Raw genomic sequence first — 15,749 nt, forward strand, 5'->3', positions numbered from 1 at the left:
TGATTACCCGTAAATACCACGGTTATTCGGCAAATGCTCAGCTATAACTGGAATACAGATTTAAAGGCTTATAATAATATCGAGTGGCGTGCAGCTGACCATCGGCTGATTGAGCGTAGTTCGGAATAACACCAGCTTCCACAAACCCGATCGACTCGTATAATCTATTAGAAGGATCTCCCACTCGCGTATCCAGTACCAGTAGAGTTCTATTCTGACGCACTGCCTCTTCTTCGGCTGCCTTCATTAACTGTCGTGCGATCCCAAGCCTGCGTCCAGACGGATGCACCATAAGCTTTGCAATTTCCGCACGATGTGTAGCGTTTGCTTTTTGGGCTAACTGAAGCTGAACTGTCCCAACAGGTACTCCGTCCTTCTCGGCAATCCACAGTACTACACCGTCCTCAAGCACACTGTTCCAATAAGCTGCTGCCTCCTGATACCCTAGGGGTGGTAAGAAACCTATAGATGCACCATCAGCAACCACGTCAATCAACAGCCTGCTTAGTGAATCTGACAATGTTTCGCTGAGCACTTGAACAGGGTATATTCTCACTTCGTTAGACATTGTAATTCCTCCTGATGAGTTCGATAACATGCAAGAAAGAAAGTAAACTATCTTTTTAGGACAGATTACTTCCCATCATACTTCGTTTACTTAATCACCCTTACTTCTATTACTGCTCTGCCATATAAAAGAACTCCCACAGATGACCATCCAAATCCTGAAAGCTCCATCCATACATAAAACCATGATCTTGAGGCCCATTTGAGGGTTTGCCGCCTGCTTCCAAAGCTTTGCGGACGATCTCGTCTACCTTTTCTCGGCTCTCCACCGAAAGAGCAACAATCGCTTCTGTGCTTTTCGTGGCATCTGAAATTTCCTTTGTAGTGAATGCTTTAAAACGTTCTTCAACCAATAGCATGACAAAAATATGCTCACTAACAACCATGCAGGTTGCATGTTCATCCGTGAACTGAGCGTTGAATTCAAATCCGATGGTAGTGAAAAAATCAATGGAGTGTTGCAGGTTTTTAACTGGTAAATTCACAAAGATTTGTTTAGCTGTTACTCCCACGACGCTTCACCTCTTCCTTCTACTTTATCATACGACTTCTCCACAAAAGATAACTTAACTATCTCACAAAGTCAACCAATCTGACATTTATATAGTTCTATGGTCGATAAGTCAATTAGCTTGCTTGCCTACGCTCTTTCCGTGTGTTTTTCACCGAACTACCAATGCTTACCTTATCTCCTAGCTTTACACCATGAAAGGCTAGTACATCAAAATGACTTCAGATGTTTTTTCATCCTGATCCACTTGATCATCCAACTCTTGAATATTGAAGCTACTCCCTCCCCATTCTCCGTATGATTACGCTTACAAACTTATCCTATAATTAAGATACCACAAATTAGCCAATTTAGTACCTTAAATATGTAAAATGAATTCTTCTTGCCGTAGCATAATCAGATCATATTATTGTAAACTTGTTCTAATACAGAAAAAGGTGGCACACACGCTATGGAGCATTTGCTTAACGACCAGGTCAAAAATATTCAAATCAGCGGCATCCGCAAAATCGCCAACAAAGTTGCCGCATTACCCGGAACTCTGTCATTAACGATTGGGCAGCCGGATTTCCCTACCCCTGCGCATATTATGGAAGCTGCCCATCGGGCGATTGATGAAGGCCGAACCACTTATACACCTAATCCGGGACTGCCGGAATTACGAGAAGCTGCAGCAGCGTTTGTAGCCCGCAAATACGGCCTGAATTACCGTGGACAAGATGAGGTTATCGTGACGAACGGAGCCAGTGAAGCGCTGGATATTACCCTGCGCACAATTTTGTCACCGGGAGACGAAGTTGTTCTACCTGTGCCGATTTACCCAGGTTATGAGCCATTGATCCGTTTGTCAGGTGGCATTCCAGTGTTGGCTGACACCCGCAACAGCGGATTCAAGCTAACGGCAGAGGTACTGAAGCCTTATCTGACTGAGCGGACAAAAGCAGTCATTCTCGGCTATCCTTCGAATCCAACCGGACGGGTGATGAGTCACCAAGAACTGGAAGCAGTCGCGGATTTACTTAAGGAACGCGATCTGTTTATCATTTCAGATGAAATATACAGCGAACTGATTTACGATACACCGCACGTATCTATTGCAGCTCTTCCAGGTATGCGGGAGCGTACCATCGTCATTAACGGACTGTCCAAATCACATTCCATGACAGGATGGCGCATTGGTTTTACACTTGCACCCGCTGAAATTACACAGCACATGGTCAAAGTACATCAGTACAACGTGACCTGTGCTAGCTCAATTAGCCAATATGCAGCACTGGAAGCCCTGACCGTTGGGGTGGATGATGCACTTCCGATGCGCGAAGAGTACCGCAAACGCCGTGACTATGTACACGGAAGACTGACAGATATGGGGATTCCGCTGGAGAAGCCTGAGGGAGCATTCTATCTTTTCCCTTCCATCGCCCATTTTGGATTAAGCTCAATGGACTTCACCTTGAAGCTGCTGGAAGAGCAAGGAGTAGCCGTCGTGCCGGGAGATGCTTTTTCTTCCTATGGCGAAGGTTATATTCGCTTATCTTACGCTTACGGACAGGATGTACTGGAGCAAGGGTTGGATAAAATAGAGAGGTTTGTTAGGGGAATTGTGAGGAGTTAAGGTGGGAGAGGCGCTACGCAGTCCATTTGATCTTCCGATCGCTGTTGCTGGGGGATTCTTTAATTGTATAAACGCTTATAGGTATGAATCCCACAGCAAAGGCGAACGCTGCCGCTTCTACAGATTCAAATGGCCTGCTTCGCTCACTACCCGCCTTAAAGTCCCTCATTCCGCTAACATATGCGGGAGACGCAGGGTAAAAAATACCCACCGTATCGCCCGTTGGGTAAAAAAACAGGCCCTTGAATCACCTACACGGGTGGTTCAAGGGCCTGTTTGCTTTCACTACTCCCTCACCGTCGGCGTGGGATTCAGGGGTACGTTGCTTTAAGCACGGCACAGCGAAGGAGGTGGAATGGTGCTGGACAAGCGAAGCGGCGCCTTTAAATTCCGATTTTCACCTTTATGCGGTAATCATAAAAATCGGAATTTAACAGCGATGGTAAGCACCATCCGCCTCCGCAGCGGCCTTTAAAGCACCACCTCGTAATCCACACGCCGTTCTCCTACTTTAAATGCATTTTGAATTGCAGGAACAATTCGTTATAATGAGCGAGCATTCGCTTGCCTAGGTTATCGTATACTTCAAGCTTATCTGTAATTTCAGATGGAGGATAGAACCGCTCATCGCCAGAAATATCTTCAGGCAGCAATTTCTTTGCATCCTTGTTTGGTGTGGAATAACCCACAAATTCAGCATTTTGAGCGGCTACATCGGGCTGCATCATAAAATTGATAAATTTATGAGCCGCATCCACATGGGTAGCCGTTTTTGGAATAACTATATTATCAAACCACAGGTTGGACCCTTCATCTGGCACGACGTAATCCAGCTTATCGTTTTGATCCATGATTTCGGACGCATCACCGGACCATACAACTCCAGCAGCAGCTTCCTCGTTGGCTAGCAGCATTTTAATCTCGTCGCCAACCACAGCCTTGACATTAGGTGCTAGCTTTTCCAGCTTCGTCAAAGCTTGCTGCAAATGCGCCTTGTTTGTATCATTCAAGGAATAGTGGAGACTGTTCAGCGACATGCCCATAATCTCCCTAGCTCCATCAACCAGCAACAGGTTATTACGCAACTTCGGGTCCCACAGGCCATCCCAGCTATGAAAATCAATGCCTTTGGTCAGCTCCGGGTTAAACACAATCCCGACTGTACCCCAAAAATACGGAACCGAATATTGGTTATTTGGGTCAAACGAAAGGTTTAGATAATGAGAATCTACATGCTTCAAATTCGGTAGCTTGCTATGGTCCAACGGGAGCAACAAGTGCTCCTGCTTCATTTTAGCCAAAGCGTATTCCGAGGGAACCGCTACATCAAACGAAGTTCCTCCCTGCTCGATTTTCGTCAGCATCGCCTCATTGGAATCAAATGTCTGATAAATGACGGTAATCCCCGTCTCCTTCTGAAACCGTTCCAGCAGCTCAGGATCAATGTAGTCTCCCCAGTTGTACACCGTCAGTGTGTTACCACCGGAGTAGCCTTGACTGGAGTTCAACCAGGCTGCCACGCCCATCAGACCAAACGAGATAATGAAAATGGACAGAAACACGCGTACAAGCGACTTCATCTAGGCACCCCCATTTCCGCCACAGGCTCTTTTTTACCATTACGATTCGCCTTGCGCATAATAAAGTAATAGCCCACCACCAGCAGCACAGTAAACAGGAATATGAGCGTGGACAGCGCATTGATGGACAAGGAAACCCCTTGACGGGCCCGTGAGTATATTTCCACCGATAAGGTCGAATAGCCACTGCCTGTCACAAAAAAGGTCACCGCAAAATCATCCAGCGAGTACGTTAACGCCATAAAAAAGCCTGCATAAATCCCTGGCTTGATAAAGGGCAAAATCACCTTGGTTAGCACATCCAGCCGGCTGGCACCCAAATCACGCGCAGCGTCCACCAGGGATGGGCTCATTTCCTGAAGGCGCGGCAAAATCATAATGACCGCAATCGGCACACTAAACGCAATATGGGATAACAAAACAGAGTAAAAACCCAGCTTAATGCCAACCATCGTGAACAAAATGAGGAAGGAAGCGCCAATAATGACGTCCGGGTTCACGATCAGTACATTGTTGAGCGACAACAACGTATTTTTGACTCGACGGTTCTGCATCTGATGAATAGCCAGCGCACCCATGATACCAATAATCGTAGCCAACGCAGACGACAGCAAAGCGATTACTAAGGTGTTAATAACAATAATGATCAAGCGGGTGTCTGCAAACACCTCTTTGTAATATTGAAGTGTAAAGCCTTCAAACTCGTGCATGGTCCCGCCGCTGTTGAAGGAATAGTACATCAAATACAAGATAGGCGCATACAACACGAGAAAAACAATCACCAAATATATATTCCCGAATCGGTTTTTATTTACCATGCCGCACCCTCCGTTTCGTTCGCGAGGTGAGCAGCATAATGATCGCCATCGCCAAAATCAGGAACACAGCCACTGTTGAGCCCATACCCCAGTCCTGAGTAACTAGAAAATGCTGCTCTATCGCCGTCCCCAGCGTAATTACACGGTTACCTGCAATCAGACGGGTAATCATAAACAGCGACAAAGCTGGAATAAACACAGCCATACAACCAGACCGCACACCCGAAAGTGTTAACGGGAAAATAACCCTGCGAAACGCGGTCCATTTGGAGGCCCCCAAATCACGGGCTGCGTCCAGCAGTGAAGGATTCAAACCTTCCAACGCATTATAGATGGGCAAAATCATAAAAGGCACAAAAATATAAACAGATACAAACACAAAACTGGAGCTGGTAAACAATATTTGCTGACCGCCCAACCCAACCATGCCTAATACCGCATTTACCGGACCATAAGTCCCGAAAATCCCGATAAAAGCATACGTTTTGAGCAACAGGTTAATCCAGGTCGGCAAAATAATGAGCAACAGCCACAGTTGCTTATGCTTGGTGCGAGTAAGCAAATATGCCGCCGGATACGCCACGAGCAGTGAAAATACAGTGATCAGAAATGCATACCAAAACGAGCTAAGCGTCATGCTTAAATAAACAGGTGTCAGAAACTGAGCGTAGTTGCTGAATGTGAGATGACCATCCACATCAAACAGTGAATAGTAAAATACAAGTACAACTGGAGCTGCCACGAACAGCACAATCCATAAATAGTAAGGCAGCAGATACGCTGCTCTTGTATTACCGGACATGCTGATCCACCTCTTCATAGGCTTCCAGACGCCGATCGAATTCTTCCTCTGTTTCCCCGAACCGCATGACATGAATGGCTTCCGGGTCGAATCGCAGACCGATTTCACTGCCCAGCTCCGCCTTTTTGGTAGAATGCACCAGCCATTCCTGTCCTGAATCATCATAGCAGCTTATTTCATAGTGAACTCCACGGAACAATTGGGTATCCACCTGAACACGCAACTTGCCTTCAGCAACACTGGTAATCTCCAAGTCCTCTGGCCGAATTACAATTTCAATAGGTTCGTTCGGACGCAATCCTCCGTCGACACATTCAAACTGTCGACCGTTGAATTCCACTTGGTAATCCGCGATCATACGTCCAGGAACAATATTAGATTCGCCGATAAAATCAGCAACAAACCGATTAATCGGCTCATCATAGATATCATTTGGCGTCCCACTCTGCTCGATCTTGCCCTTGTTCATGACAAAAATTTCGTCTGACATGGCCAGTGCTTCCTCCTGATCATGCGTAACAAATATAAAAGTGATTCCAAGTCGCTGCTGCATTTCACGCAAAATATACTGCATTTCTGTCCGCAGCTTTAAATCCAGTGCCGACAATGGTTCATCCAGCAAGAGAACATCAGGCTCATTGACGATAGCCCGTGCAATAGCTACACGCTGACGCTGTCCCCCGGACATTTCAGAAATTTCCCGTTCGCCGTAGCCTTCCAGATTGACAAAGGACAACGCCTGTGTCACCTTCTCCTGAATGTCCTTTTTGTTCATCTTTTTAATCCGCAGACCAAAAGCGACATTTTCAAACACATTCAGATGTGGAAATAGCGCATAATCCTGAAAAACCGTATTGACCTGCCGCTCGTTGGCTGGAACACGATTAATGAGTTTTCCATTCAAATAAATAGAGCCCTCTGTCGGCTCTGCAAAACCTGCAATCATACGCAGAATCGTCGTTTTACCACAGCCGGAAGGACCCAGCAGTGTATAAAATTTGCCACGCTCAATCTCAAAGCTGACATCCGCCAGCACTGGGGGATCGTTGTCATATTGTTTGGTCACCCGTTCAAATCGGATGATGGTTTGCTCTCCCATAACACCCTCCTTCAAAAAATTCGACTTCATTCCACCACATTCTCTTCATTAAACATAATTATTCAGACCGTATCATTCACCCTTGTGACTTCCATGTAAAATAGTCTGTCAACACACGGATAGCTACCTCGATGGCTTCCTCTGCAGGCTCCAGCTTGGCATGGTGCAAGCCATAAGGCGTATCCACGCCAAGCCAGAACATCAGGCCAGGAATTCGTTCCAGAAAATACCCGAAGTCCTCTCCGGTCATCGCTTCTCCGCATTCAACAAGCTGCACATCCTGCCGATTACTAACCCATTTCATGAATTCCTCAGTCACCTTGGCTTCATTGTATACTTGCAAATAATTGGAGCCATAATGAATCTTCGCTTGGCATTCAAATCCAGCTTCCACACCGCGCACCAGCGCCTCAATCCGCGATTTAACCAGCGTCATCGTATCGGCAGACAACGTTCGGATCGTACCTTCCAAACGAGCGGTTTCCGCGATAATATTCTGCTTCGTGCCTCCGCTAACCTTACCAACCGTAATGACCGCTGCATCCAGTGGATTCACATTACGGGCTACCACCGTTTGTAATTGTCCCACCAGCTGACAAGCAGCCACTACCATATCATTCGCCTTGTGTGGATACGCCGCATGCCCCCCCGTACCCTTGAGATCGATGAAAAGTTCCGATGTATTGGCAAATAGGATGCCCGGGCGAGTGGCTATGGTGCCTACAGGATATTCTGGTGCAACATGCAATGCGACAATTTCATCCGGCATCCAGTCGGCCAGCTCCGTGCTGTCCCGCATAGGCAAGGCTCCACCAGGTCCTTCCTCAGCTGGTTGAAACAACACGACCAGATCATCCTTAATCGGATGACTCGCAAAGTGTGTAACAATTCCTAATCCAATCGTCATATGTAAGTCGTGACCACAAGCATGCATGTAGCCGGGATGGGTCGAACGGAAATCGTAACCCGTCTCTTCCTCAATCGGTAAACCATCCATATCACAACGATATCCATAGCGGTGCTCAGGAGCCGTTCCATGAATAAGTACTAACACGCCCGTACGCCATGTACGAATGTCCAGCCGCTCCTGAGGGAGCGTTTCCAAGTAGTTCAGCAAGTATCGTTGTGTTTTATATTCCTCAAACCCTGGCTCGGGAATTTGATGCAGATCCCTTCGTATTTGAACAAAAGAACGATCATCGGCTGTGCTCATTTTGCTGCTACGCCTCCTTTTTATAGCTCATCAGCTCTTATCGGGCAAAAGAATAAAAGGACAAAAGCCCGGCGCAGCCGCCGAGCCTTGTCCGTTGTGCTTCGTCCCTATGTTATGCTGTCAGTGTATTATGCTCCTGACAAGGAATCGTTCACCTTTGGTACCTAAAAAACGTTGCCTTCTTACAGAACGCGCAGTTCTTTCAAAATCTCAGTTTTGGATTTGGTCTTGTCATCGACCTGTTTGATTACACGTGCAGGTGTACCAGCTACTACGGAGTATGGAGGCACATCTTCAGTTACAACCGCTCCGGCTGCAACAACTGCACCTTTACCAATGCGTACGCCTTCCAGTACAACCGAGTTCGCACCGATCAATACTTCGTCTTCTACGATAACAGGCTGTGCGGACGGTGGCTCAATGACACCTGCAAGGACAACGCCTGCACCGATGTGGCACATGTTGCCGACTTTAACACGACCGCCCAGTACAGCATTCATATCAATCATTGTGCCTTCACCAATCGTAACGCCAATGTTAATCACTGCGCCCATCATAATGACGGCGTTGTTACCAATGCCCACCATATCGCGGATATAGGCGCCTGGCTCAATGCGTGCATTAATGCCTTTCAGATCCAACATTGGAACAGCAGAGTTACGGCGGTCATTTTCCACCACATAATCTTCTTCTTTCGCGTTTGCGCTATCCAGTATAGGCTTGATATCGGCCCAATCACCAAATACCACACCGCTGTCTCCAGAAATAAAAGCTTGAACATTCTCGCCAAAAGATGCGGAAGCCAAAGCCCCTTTTACATATACTTTAACAGGCGTCTTTTTCTTGCTGTTTTTAATCACGTTGATGACTTCTTGTGTATTCATTTCGATGGACATATTAAATCTAACAACTCCTTCATCGCTTCATACGACTTCGCAAGCCGGAATGATCTTATTCTCTCATCCTTTATAGCACAAAAGTGCAGGTCTCGCAATTACAGATTAGACCTTCGAATCGCTAATCCAGTACGTAAAACAACAATTTTCAGCAGTTTGACTGCCTTAAATTCATGATTATAAGCCAGCGACCACCTTAATTTTAAACAGGATTATTTATTAGCTTGCAGGCTCTCCAGCGATGTATAAATGAAGGATTCGAATCCTTCAGCAGGTTCACCATGTGGAATGTTCACTTTCACGCTGAAAGCGCCCGTAGTATTTTCCACAACAATATATTGTTGGGTGATCTTCGAACCGTTCGTTTGCAAGAACAGACGGCTGCTGGTCAGCGCTTGAGGCACGGCTGCTTTGTCCAGCTTTTGTACCTTGCCTATGGAAGCCAGGTCCTTCTCGCCATCTTTTTGAAGCTCATCTAAATTAAAGTTGGAGGGCAGCTTCGTAATTTCGGCGTAGTAGTTATCATCTACCGCTAAAGCGACACGGTTTTGATCGGGAAACAGGCACATCGGATCAAACACATACAACGAATAGCCCTCTCCCTTTGCCAAAGTTGCTGTCTGCTTTTCCTTTTTCCCTTCAAGGGTAAGCTCAAAAGTTTGAGTTTTCGTGCGTTCCCCGCCTACTTGTTGACCAGAGCTTCCGTTTTGATTGCTATCTGTTGCAGCCTCTGTCTTTTGTATTTTCGTTAAAGTCAGTTGCTTCGCTGTCGCGTCGCCCTCTACTGCTTTTTCGGTATATTCAAACGCTACTGGATCACCTTCCTTAAGTCCAGCAATTACTGTGTCCAGTCCTTCCCCCAGTTGGAAGGATTGGGCTTCGCCATTGGTTTCAATCTCTACCGTATGCGGGTCAGCAGCTCCGTTGTATACACCTGTGCCTTTTTTAACCTGCGACTCGGCGACCGGCTCTGGTGCGACTTGCGGCTGTTGCGTTTGCGGTTTGTCTGCCCCTTGAGGTGCATTGTTATTGGTTTGCGGTTTCGTACCACAGGCTGATAGAGACAGCGCTGCAACGACAGTCAGTAGTATGATTGAAAATGTGTTGTGTTTTTTCATAAAATCCACCTCCACGATGATAGACGAGCTTGTGCAGCAAAAGTTCTATACAGCATCTCACTTAAAATCCTTTCCTCTCGCTCCCGTTTATTATATTCTCAGGATTTTGCAAAATCCTAATACCATGGGGATGCCAGGTACGGTATAATGGGCTATATTAAACCTCATTTTCGAGATACCGTTAGAAGGAATATTAACGTATTTATTTTCTTCCATACGGATGGAGCTGCCACATGAATCAAGCACACAAACCGTCGTTTTCCTTTGAATTATTATACATCATAGGTATTATCGCTATTTCGTTCTCCTCGATCTTCGTCAGATGGTCTGAAGCCGAGGTGTCCGTCATCGCTATGTACCGTTTGTACCTGACCAATCTTCTGATGCTGCCATTGGTCTGGAAATACCGCACCGAGCTATTCAGCCTCACTCGCAAGCAGTGGATGATGATCCTCTGGTCCGGTATCGCGCTAGGGCTGCATTTCTTGCTGTGGATGGGCTCGCTGCGACTGACCACCGTTGCAAGCTCTACTGTTATTATGACATTGGAACCGATCCTTGTCATGCTCGGTTCTTTTTTGTTTTTCCGGACAGGCACAAATCGCGCTATGCTCTTTGGAATGGGCATGGCCTTTGTCGGCTCACTGGCTATCGGTGCAGGAGATTTTCATGTCTCAGGACAAGCTCTGCTCGGAGATGCGCTGTCCTTCTTGGGTATGGTAGCCGTGTCCATCCATATGCTGATGGGCAAGCATCTACGCGAGCATTTGAGCGCTTTTGTCTATAATTTTTGGGTTTTTATCATCGCAGCCACATCGCTTGCGCTGTATAATGTGGTCAATGCCATACCTTTTACTGGATATGCCCCACGCGAATGGGGACTGTTCCTGCTGCTTGCCATTGTGCCTACACTGTTCGGACACTATCTGTTTAACTGGCTACTCAAATACATTAACGCCACCGCGGTGTCGATGGCGGTACTCGGTGAGCCCGTTATTTCCTCCCTGCTGGCTTGGGTGCTGCTCGGGGAAAGGCTGTCTACCTTACAATTTGGTGCAGGCTTTTTTATCCTGTTCGGGGTATGGGTTTTTATCCGATACGGAACAGATTTTAAAAAGCAAGTTGTCCATGAAAGTGAAATACCCGACAATGAGCGCTCCCTGAAGGCTAGCTCTTAGCTTATTACCCCATTTTCATAAACCATACTCAATGGATTAAATTTACTTCTAAAAAAAGGAAGGCGGAATCCTCTATGAAATCCATCGTATCCAAACGCTGGTTGCTGGCCCGATTGTACGAACCTGACATAATCATTGCCGACTGCCGTTCCCTGCTTGGACAAGCCGGAGCTGGACGAAACGAATTTAATGAAGACCATATCCCAGGGGCGGTTCACTTCGATTTGGAGGAAGACCTTACCGCTCCTCTAGGCGAGCATGGTGGTCGCCATCCATTACCTGACTTGGATACACTTGCTGCACGTCTGAGCCGTGCCGGAATCAATGCAGCTTCACGCATCGTTGCTTATGATGACCAAGGGGGCATGATGGCCTCCCGCTTCTGGTGGCTCCTGCGCTATCTTGGGCATGAACAGGTGTACGTACTGGAAGAAGGCTACAACGCTTGGAAGGAAGCGAAGTTCCCCGTTACGGCAGACCAGCCGATTCGCATTCCCTCAACCTTTGTGCCAAATGTTCAGCCACAAATGCTCACAAGTATGAAAGAAGTACAACGTATATCCGAAACTTCTGTTCCTGTTGGCTCCTATATCGGTTTTTCACCTATATTGATCGACTCCAGAGAGCGTCCGCGCTACCTGGGGCTGGAAGAGCCCATAGATCAAGCAGCAGGGCATATTCCCGGTGCAGTGAATTTCTTCTGGAAAGAGGTCTTGGATGAAAAGGGGTCATTTAAAAACGCAGAGCAGTTAAAACAGCATTTCTCAGACCTTGATCAGAACGCTGAGATCATCGTATATTGCGGATCAGGCGTATCCGCCTGTCCGAATGTTCTGGCTTTGAATGAGGCAGGATTTAGTAATGTAAGACTCTATCCGGGGAGCTGGAGCGATTGGATCAGCTATGAGGAAAATCCGGTGGCGACCGGACAGGAATAATCCATTTTTAACAGATATACAGGTTCTAAAGACAAACACACTGCCTTAAGCGATTGAACTCATGGCAGTGTGTTTGCTTAATTTTGCAAAGGGCTCTGGGTTGATTTCCGAATATGGTTACCATTAACTTATCGTACTAATTAAAATATAGGGTTTAATTCCAACCACTTTTGAAGCAGTTTAATATCTTCATCGACATTTTTGATGACAGCAGAGTCTCCCCAAGTATTTGGAAGATAAGAAATGTATAGAGTACCAATATTAAAAATTCTTCTGAAGGGAATAAAGAGGGCAATAGAATCTACTTCACTTTGATTCATTACTCTAACCTTGTTATATCCATTTAAGAATTGATATTTTCGTTCCTCTCTCTTTTGTAGTTTTGTTTCGTCACATCCCATGCCAAATGGGAAAGCATACATAGATATGTCATATGCTCTCCATCCATTTCCACAGAAATCAAAATCAAAAAGGATAGGATTACTGTTAGCGTCAACTCGGATATTCCCACTATATATGTCGCCGTGACATATACCATATTGCGGTCTTTCAACAGTCAAACACTCTAGTTTATCGCTCACATTCTTTGCAACTTCCTCTAAAAAATGCAGGTCAAAATCATGAATGGTTGAGAACTGCCTTATAGCATCCATAGAATTATCTATAAATGAGTCAGCATCTAGATTCCATCGTTTTTTTCCAAGCTCACATTTGTCCCAAGCATTATGAATTGTAGCAATATAACTACCTAGTCTCTCGTTTAATTCAGCTGTTTCCTCAATTTGGTTAAACTCATGTTTTCCAACAGACGTATATAGTACTCCATACCTTATCCCATTTGCAGTGTTAAACTGTGAAATAAATTTTCCATCATGTCTTGTAACTGGTGTAGTAATTTCAATGTCTGATAATTTTAGGTGATTGAGCAAATCTACCTCTGTTTGTATTTCTTCCATGCTTCTTATTCCTTTACGGTATACCTTAAAGAAATACTCTTTTTCGTCTGCATTAACTCTATATATGTCATGTATGCCTCTATAAAATAACCGGCATTTAAGTAAGGCATAAGAAAAATATTCTCTTGAAATGTACTCACGGAGTGCATCTGCAGATAGTACAGATATCTCCAACGGAAAAATATCCAAATGAATATCTCCCTTCAACATTATTCATTCGATGTACCCAGCTGCATATGATCCGGTATCAACTGACTCTATCGATCGTTTAATCCCTTTCCATTGAGAATGTCCTGCATACATTTTTCAATCCTTGATTCCCGAGTTTTAGATTGCTTGGGCGCAGAAAAATGCATAACGTATGCTCTTTGTCGTCCCGGCGTCAATGCAGCAAAAGCAGTTTTCAAGGCAGGATCTTCATCTAATTTAGCCTGAAATTCCTCAGGAAATATGAGTTCTGTATTCTTTTTGAAATCCACTTTCAACCCGGCTTTTTCCACTTCAATGGCTTCATTAATATAGTCCTTTAAGATGGCTTCCATCTCAACAATTCCTTCAACATTAGTGAACCGTATCTGGCGCCCCGCCTGCGTATCCTCCCCAGGTTTGATTAGAATACCATTGGGGTCTTTTAACAAAGCACCTTTGAAAAACATAAGCGCACAGTGTTCTTTAAATCCTTGTATTATAGCTATGTTACTATTCTGAAACATGTAACATGGTTTACCCCACTTCAATTCTTCGGTTAGCTGGCAGCCAAGCATGATCGCTCTCAACTTCTCCATTTCCGCCTGCCATTTTTTCACTTTATCTAAATACACATCAACCTTAGGATTCATTTCCTCTCTTTTTGTCATGTTTGCTCCCCCCTTAATGTTTTTGCTCATAATGTTTATGTATATATATTTACAGAAAATCTATAGAATAGCCATCACATTGCTATATTTATTATATGTTCACCTCATCCCACCTATAAATTACATAACCCAATTGACATATAACTAACAATAAATAAATTACGTTTATACATAGATATATCTTAATTTTTTTCTTGTATTTATCTAAATCTACTTCTTCGTTCACTTCTCTTTCTTTTATTTTCTCACTCCAACTCATTATTCTTGAGAATTCTACCGCACCCAATACTCCCCATAGCAATGGAAAGACTAGAAATATGGCATTTACTAGAGACAATAATATCCCCATCCCTACATCATCCGTTGTTCTTATTGATTTAAAACAAATGTGCACCACTAGTGACAGACTAAATAATCCCAAGCCTATAACACTTACTATCGGTTTGTCTTGCATTCTCATTTTTTTATTCCCTTCGCTTCCAATTACATATAACGATCTGTATTCATGATGTCCCAGCGCTTTAGGACTAATAGTCCGTCTGTTACTTGCGGCAGTTAAGCGGTTGATGTATCTGTTGAATTGCTTCCCCGCAATAGCTATCCAATATTTTGAACAACTACATATCTTAATTCATATTCTTGTTGTTTTTCTGTATGTGTCAGACATTCTCTTATGGAACCCATTTCTAATATATTCAAATCATTAAAATGTTCTATTAAATTTTCTTCAGTAAAGAAGTGAGCATATTTCCCTTTCTTGTACTCATATGTTCCTTCCTCAACGTTCCTACCCACACCATTATTAAAATCGCGATCAGAAAAACACGTAAAATACATCACTCCCTGTTCCTTCAAATGCATCACACAATTCTGTATCAGTTTTTTTCGGTCTTCTAACAAAAATAAATGTAATAAATCATAACAATATATGCCGTCATACCTTTTGCTTATACGAAACTCTAACACCGATTCTTGAATAAAATTCGTTTTTAAATCCCATTCTTTTGCTAGATTTATAGCTGAACTAGATATCTCAATTCCATCAACCTCAAAATAAGAAGAGAACATCTTGGTATTTCTCCCATACCCAGCCCCAGGAACCAAAATATTATGTGCATTATTCTTTTTGAACAAATCTATAGCTTGGGTTACAGTTTGACTTGGTTCACAACCCCAAATCATTCCTTCTTCAGCAAACCTTTTGTTCCAATAATCTCTCATATTATTCACCTGCCTATATACTCACATAGCTCTTCTTTTAAGCTCATCAATCTGTCTTATATGATGTTGATCATGCCAGATAAAATCTCTTAAATATGATAGTATAGTAAACTTCCCGTCAGCATATTCTTTAGTAAACTTGTCGTCTTCAAAGGTATATTATTTAATATCGGATTTATGGCTGCTTCAAAAAAATATTTATCCCACAGCAGTATATGACTTACGATATCGTGAACTGACCATTTATCTTCGGCAATCTTTATTTGCCAATCCATTTCACGAATCTCAGAAACAAAACGTATCCATTCCTTGAACTCCTCTAGTAACTGCGACTTCTCATTCATGGTTTCAGACCCCTCTTTTCAGATTTGAGTTAGTTA

17 protein-coding genes are annotated in these 15,749 nt (G+C 44.3%); 3 read left to right on the forward strand and 14 right to left on the reverse strand.

Annotation, left to right across the window (positions count from 1 at the left end; translation table 11 throughout):
• Window positions 1-37 precede the first annotated feature (37 nt).
• Window positions 38-568 carry a GNAT family N-acetyltransferase gene (locus tag EGM68_RS17635; protein ID WP_013372265.1) on the reverse strand — a complete coding sequence of 177 codons (531 nt, stop codon included), beginning with the start codon at window positions 566-568 and terminating at the stop codon, window positions 38-40.
• A 109-nt stretch (window positions 569-677) separates the two neighbouring features.
• Window positions 678-1,079 carry a VOC family protein gene (locus EGM68_RS17640; protein ID WP_090738685.1) on the reverse strand — a complete coding sequence of 134 codons (402 nt, stop codon included), beginning with the start codon at window positions 1,077-1,079 and terminating at the stop codon, window positions 678-680.
• 450 nt (window positions 1,080-1,529) lie between these two features.
• Here EGM68_RS17640 and EGM68_RS17645 point away from each other — a divergent pair, with 450 nt between their 5' ends.
• Window positions 1,530-2,693, forward strand: a complete 1,164-nt coding sequence (locus tag EGM68_RS17645; protein ID WP_090738684.1) for an aminotransferase A — start codon at window positions 1,530-1,532, stop codon at window positions 2,691-2,693.
• Between the two features lie 506 nt (window positions 2,694-3,199).
• On the opposite strand, the gene EGM68_RS17650 is transcribed toward EGM68_RS17645, so the two are convergent.
• The 7 genes from EGM68_RS17650 to EGM68_RS17680 form a co-directional block, all read right to left on the reverse strand.
• Complete coding sequence (locus EGM68_RS17650) at window positions 3,200-4,273, reverse strand: ABC transporter substrate-binding protein (RefSeq protein WP_013372268.1); 1,074 nt, start codon at window positions 4,271-4,273, stop codon at window positions 3,200-3,202.
• Window positions 4,270-5,091 carry an ABC transporter permease gene (locus EGM68_RS17655; RefSeq protein WP_129549676.1) on the reverse strand — a complete coding sequence of 274 codons (822 nt, stop codon included), beginning with the start codon at window positions 5,089-5,091 and terminating at the stop codon, window positions 4,270-4,272. Before EGM68_RS17655 ends, EGM68_RS17650 begins: the two co-directional genes overlap by 4 nt.
• On the reverse strand, window positions 5,081-5,893 hold the full coding sequence (locus tag EGM68_RS17660; RefSeq protein ID WP_013372270.1) for an ABC transporter permease: 813 nt from the start codon (window positions 5,891-5,893) through the stop codon (window positions 5,081-5,083). The genes EGM68_RS17655 and EGM68_RS17660 overlap by 11 nt, the downstream gene beginning before the upstream one ends.
• On the reverse strand, window positions 5,883-6,992 hold the full coding sequence (locus tag EGM68_RS17665; protein WP_013372271.1) for an ABC transporter ATP-binding protein: 1,110 nt from the start codon (window positions 6,990-6,992) through the stop codon (window positions 5,883-5,885). Before EGM68_RS17665 ends, EGM68_RS17660 begins: the two co-directional genes overlap by 11 nt.
• Window positions 6,993-7,068: 76 nt before the next feature.
• Entirely contained in the window at window positions 7,069-8,205 is a 1,137-nt protein-coding gene (locus EGM68_RS17670) for an N-acetyldiaminopimelate deacetylase (RefSeq protein WP_040103250.1), read from the reverse strand.
• A 182-nt stretch (window positions 8,206-8,387) separates the two neighbouring features.
• Complete coding sequence (gene dapD / locus EGM68_RS17675) at window positions 8,388-9,101, reverse strand: 2,3,4,5-tetrahydropyridine-2,6-dicarboxylate N-acetyltransferase (protein WP_129549677.1); 714 nt, start codon at window positions 9,099-9,101, stop codon at window positions 8,388-8,390.
• 212 nt (window positions 9,102-9,313) lie between these two features.
• Window positions 9,314-10,219 (reverse strand): DUF8580 domain-containing lipoprotein, encoded by a 906-nt coding sequence (locus EGM68_RS17680; RefSeq protein WP_129549678.1) that lies wholly within the window; start codon window positions 10,217-10,219, stop codon window positions 9,314-9,316.
• Window positions 10,220-10,452: 233 nt separating this feature from the next.
• On the opposite strand from EGM68_RS17680, the gene EGM68_RS17685 reads away from it, so the two are divergent.
• Window positions 10,453-11,397: a DMT family transporter gene (locus tag EGM68_RS17685; protein ID WP_013372277.1), complete on the forward strand. Its 945-nt coding sequence runs from the start codon at window positions 10,453-10,455 to the stop codon at window positions 11,395-11,397.
• Window positions 11,398-11,471: 74 nt separating this feature from the next.
• The gene (locus EGM68_RS17690) at window positions 11,472-12,335 is read left to right on the forward strand and encodes a sulfurtransferase (protein ID WP_129549679.1); all 864 of its coding nucleotides are present in this window, start codon (window positions 11,472-11,474) and stop codon (window positions 12,333-12,335) included.
• A gap of 140 nt (window positions 12,336-12,475) precedes the next feature.
• On the opposite strand, the gene EGM68_RS17695 is transcribed toward EGM68_RS17690, so the two are convergent.
• The 5 genes from EGM68_RS17695 to EGM68_RS17715 form a co-directional block, all read right to left on the reverse strand.
• Window positions 12,476-13,480, reverse strand: coding sequence for a phosphotransferase enzyme family protein (locus EGM68_RS17695; RefSeq protein WP_129549680.1), 1,005 nt, complete (start codon window positions 13,478-13,480; stop codon window positions 12,476-12,478).
• Between the two features lie 68 nt (window positions 13,481-13,548).
• On the reverse strand, window positions 13,549-14,148 hold the full coding sequence (locus tag EGM68_RS17700; protein WP_129549681.1) for a YdeI/OmpD-associated family protein: 600 nt from the start codon (window positions 14,146-14,148) through the stop codon (window positions 13,549-13,551).
• A 91-nt stretch (window positions 14,149-14,239) separates the two neighbouring features.
• Window positions 14,240-14,608, reverse strand: coding sequence for a hypothetical protein (locus EGM68_RS17705; RefSeq protein ID WP_129549682.1), 369 nt, complete (start codon window positions 14,606-14,608; stop codon window positions 14,240-14,242).
• 137 nt (window positions 14,609-14,745) lie between these two features.
• On the reverse strand, window positions 14,746-15,369 hold the full coding sequence (locus EGM68_RS17710; RefSeq protein WP_129549683.1) for a class I SAM-dependent methyltransferase: 624 nt from the start codon (window positions 15,367-15,369) through the stop codon (window positions 14,746-14,748).
• Window positions 15,370-15,458: 89 nt separating this feature from the next.
• The gene (locus EGM68_RS17715; protein WP_240664064.1) at window positions 15,459-15,713 is read right to left on the reverse strand and encodes a hypothetical protein; all 255 of its coding nucleotides are present in this window, start codon (window positions 15,711-15,713) and stop codon (window positions 15,459-15,461) included.
• Window positions 15,714-15,749 lie beyond the last annotated feature (36 nt).

Origin of the sequence: Paenibacillus sp. M-152 (assembly GCF_003856555.1) — a bacterium.
GTDB lineage: Bacteria > Bacillota > Bacilli > Paenibacillales > Paenibacillaceae > Paenibacillus > Paenibacillus polymyxa_C.

What these genes read in the sequence shown, in the direction of transcription:
- EGM68_RS17710 (WP_129549683.1), bottom strand. Translation starts at nt 15,369, where the DNA reads ATGAGAGATTATTGGAACAAAAGGTTTGCTGAAGAAGGAATGATTTGG.
- EGM68_RS17685 (WP_013372277.1), top strand. Translation starts at nt 10,453, where the DNA reads ATGAATCAAGCACACAAACCGTCGTTTTCCTTTGAATTATTATACATC.
- EGM68_RS17700 (WP_129549681.1), bottom strand. Translation starts at nt 14,148, where the DNA reads ATGACAAAAAGAGAGGAAATGAATCCTAAGGTTGATGTGTATTTAGAT.
- EGM68_RS17715 (WP_240664064.1), bottom strand. Translation starts at nt 15,713, where the DNA reads ATGAATGAGAAGTCGCAGTTACTAGAGGAGTTCAAGGAATGGATACGT.
- EGM68_RS17665 (WP_013372271.1), bottom strand. Translation starts at nt 6,992, where the DNA reads ATGGGAGAGCAAACCATCATCCGATTTGAACGGGTGACCAAACAATAT.
- EGM68_RS17655 (WP_129549676.1), bottom strand. Translation starts at nt 5,091, where the DNA reads ATGGTAAATAAAAACCGATTCGGGAATATATATTTGGTGATTGTTTTT.
- EGM68_RS17690 (WP_129549679.1), top strand. Translation starts at nt 11,472, where the DNA reads ATGAAATCCATCGTATCCAAACGCTGGTTGCTGGCCCGATTGTACGAA.
- EGM68_RS17635 (WP_013372265.1), bottom strand. Translation starts at nt 568, where the DNA reads ATGTCTAACGAAGTGAGAATATACCCTGTTCAAGTGCTCAGCGAAACA.
- EGM68_RS17670 (WP_040103250.1), bottom strand. Translation starts at nt 8,205, where the DNA reads ATGAGCACAGCCGATGATCGTTCTTTTGTTCAAATACGAAGGGATCTG.
- dapD (WP_129549677.1), bottom strand. Translation starts at nt 9,101, where the DNA reads ATGTCCATCGAAATGAATACACAAGAAGTCATCAACGTGATTAAAAAC.
- EGM68_RS17645 (WP_090738684.1), top strand. Translation starts at nt 1,530, where the DNA reads ATGGAGCATTTGCTTAACGACCAGGTCAAAAATATTCAAATCAGCGGC.
- EGM68_RS17650 (WP_013372268.1), bottom strand. Translation starts at nt 4,273, where the DNA reads ATGAAGTCGCTTGTACGCGTGTTTCTGTCCATTTTCATTATCTCGTTT.
- EGM68_RS17680 (WP_129549678.1), bottom strand. Translation starts at nt 10,219, where the DNA reads ATGAAAAAACACAACACATTTTCAATCATACTACTGACTGTCGTTGCA.
- EGM68_RS17660 (WP_013372270.1), bottom strand. Translation starts at nt 5,893, where the DNA reads ATGTCCGGTAATACAAGAGCAGCGTATCTGCTGCCTTACTATTTATGG.
- EGM68_RS17705 (WP_129549682.1), bottom strand. Translation starts at nt 14,608, where the DNA reads ATGAGAATGCAAGACAAACCGATAGTAAGTGTTATAGGCTTGGGATTA.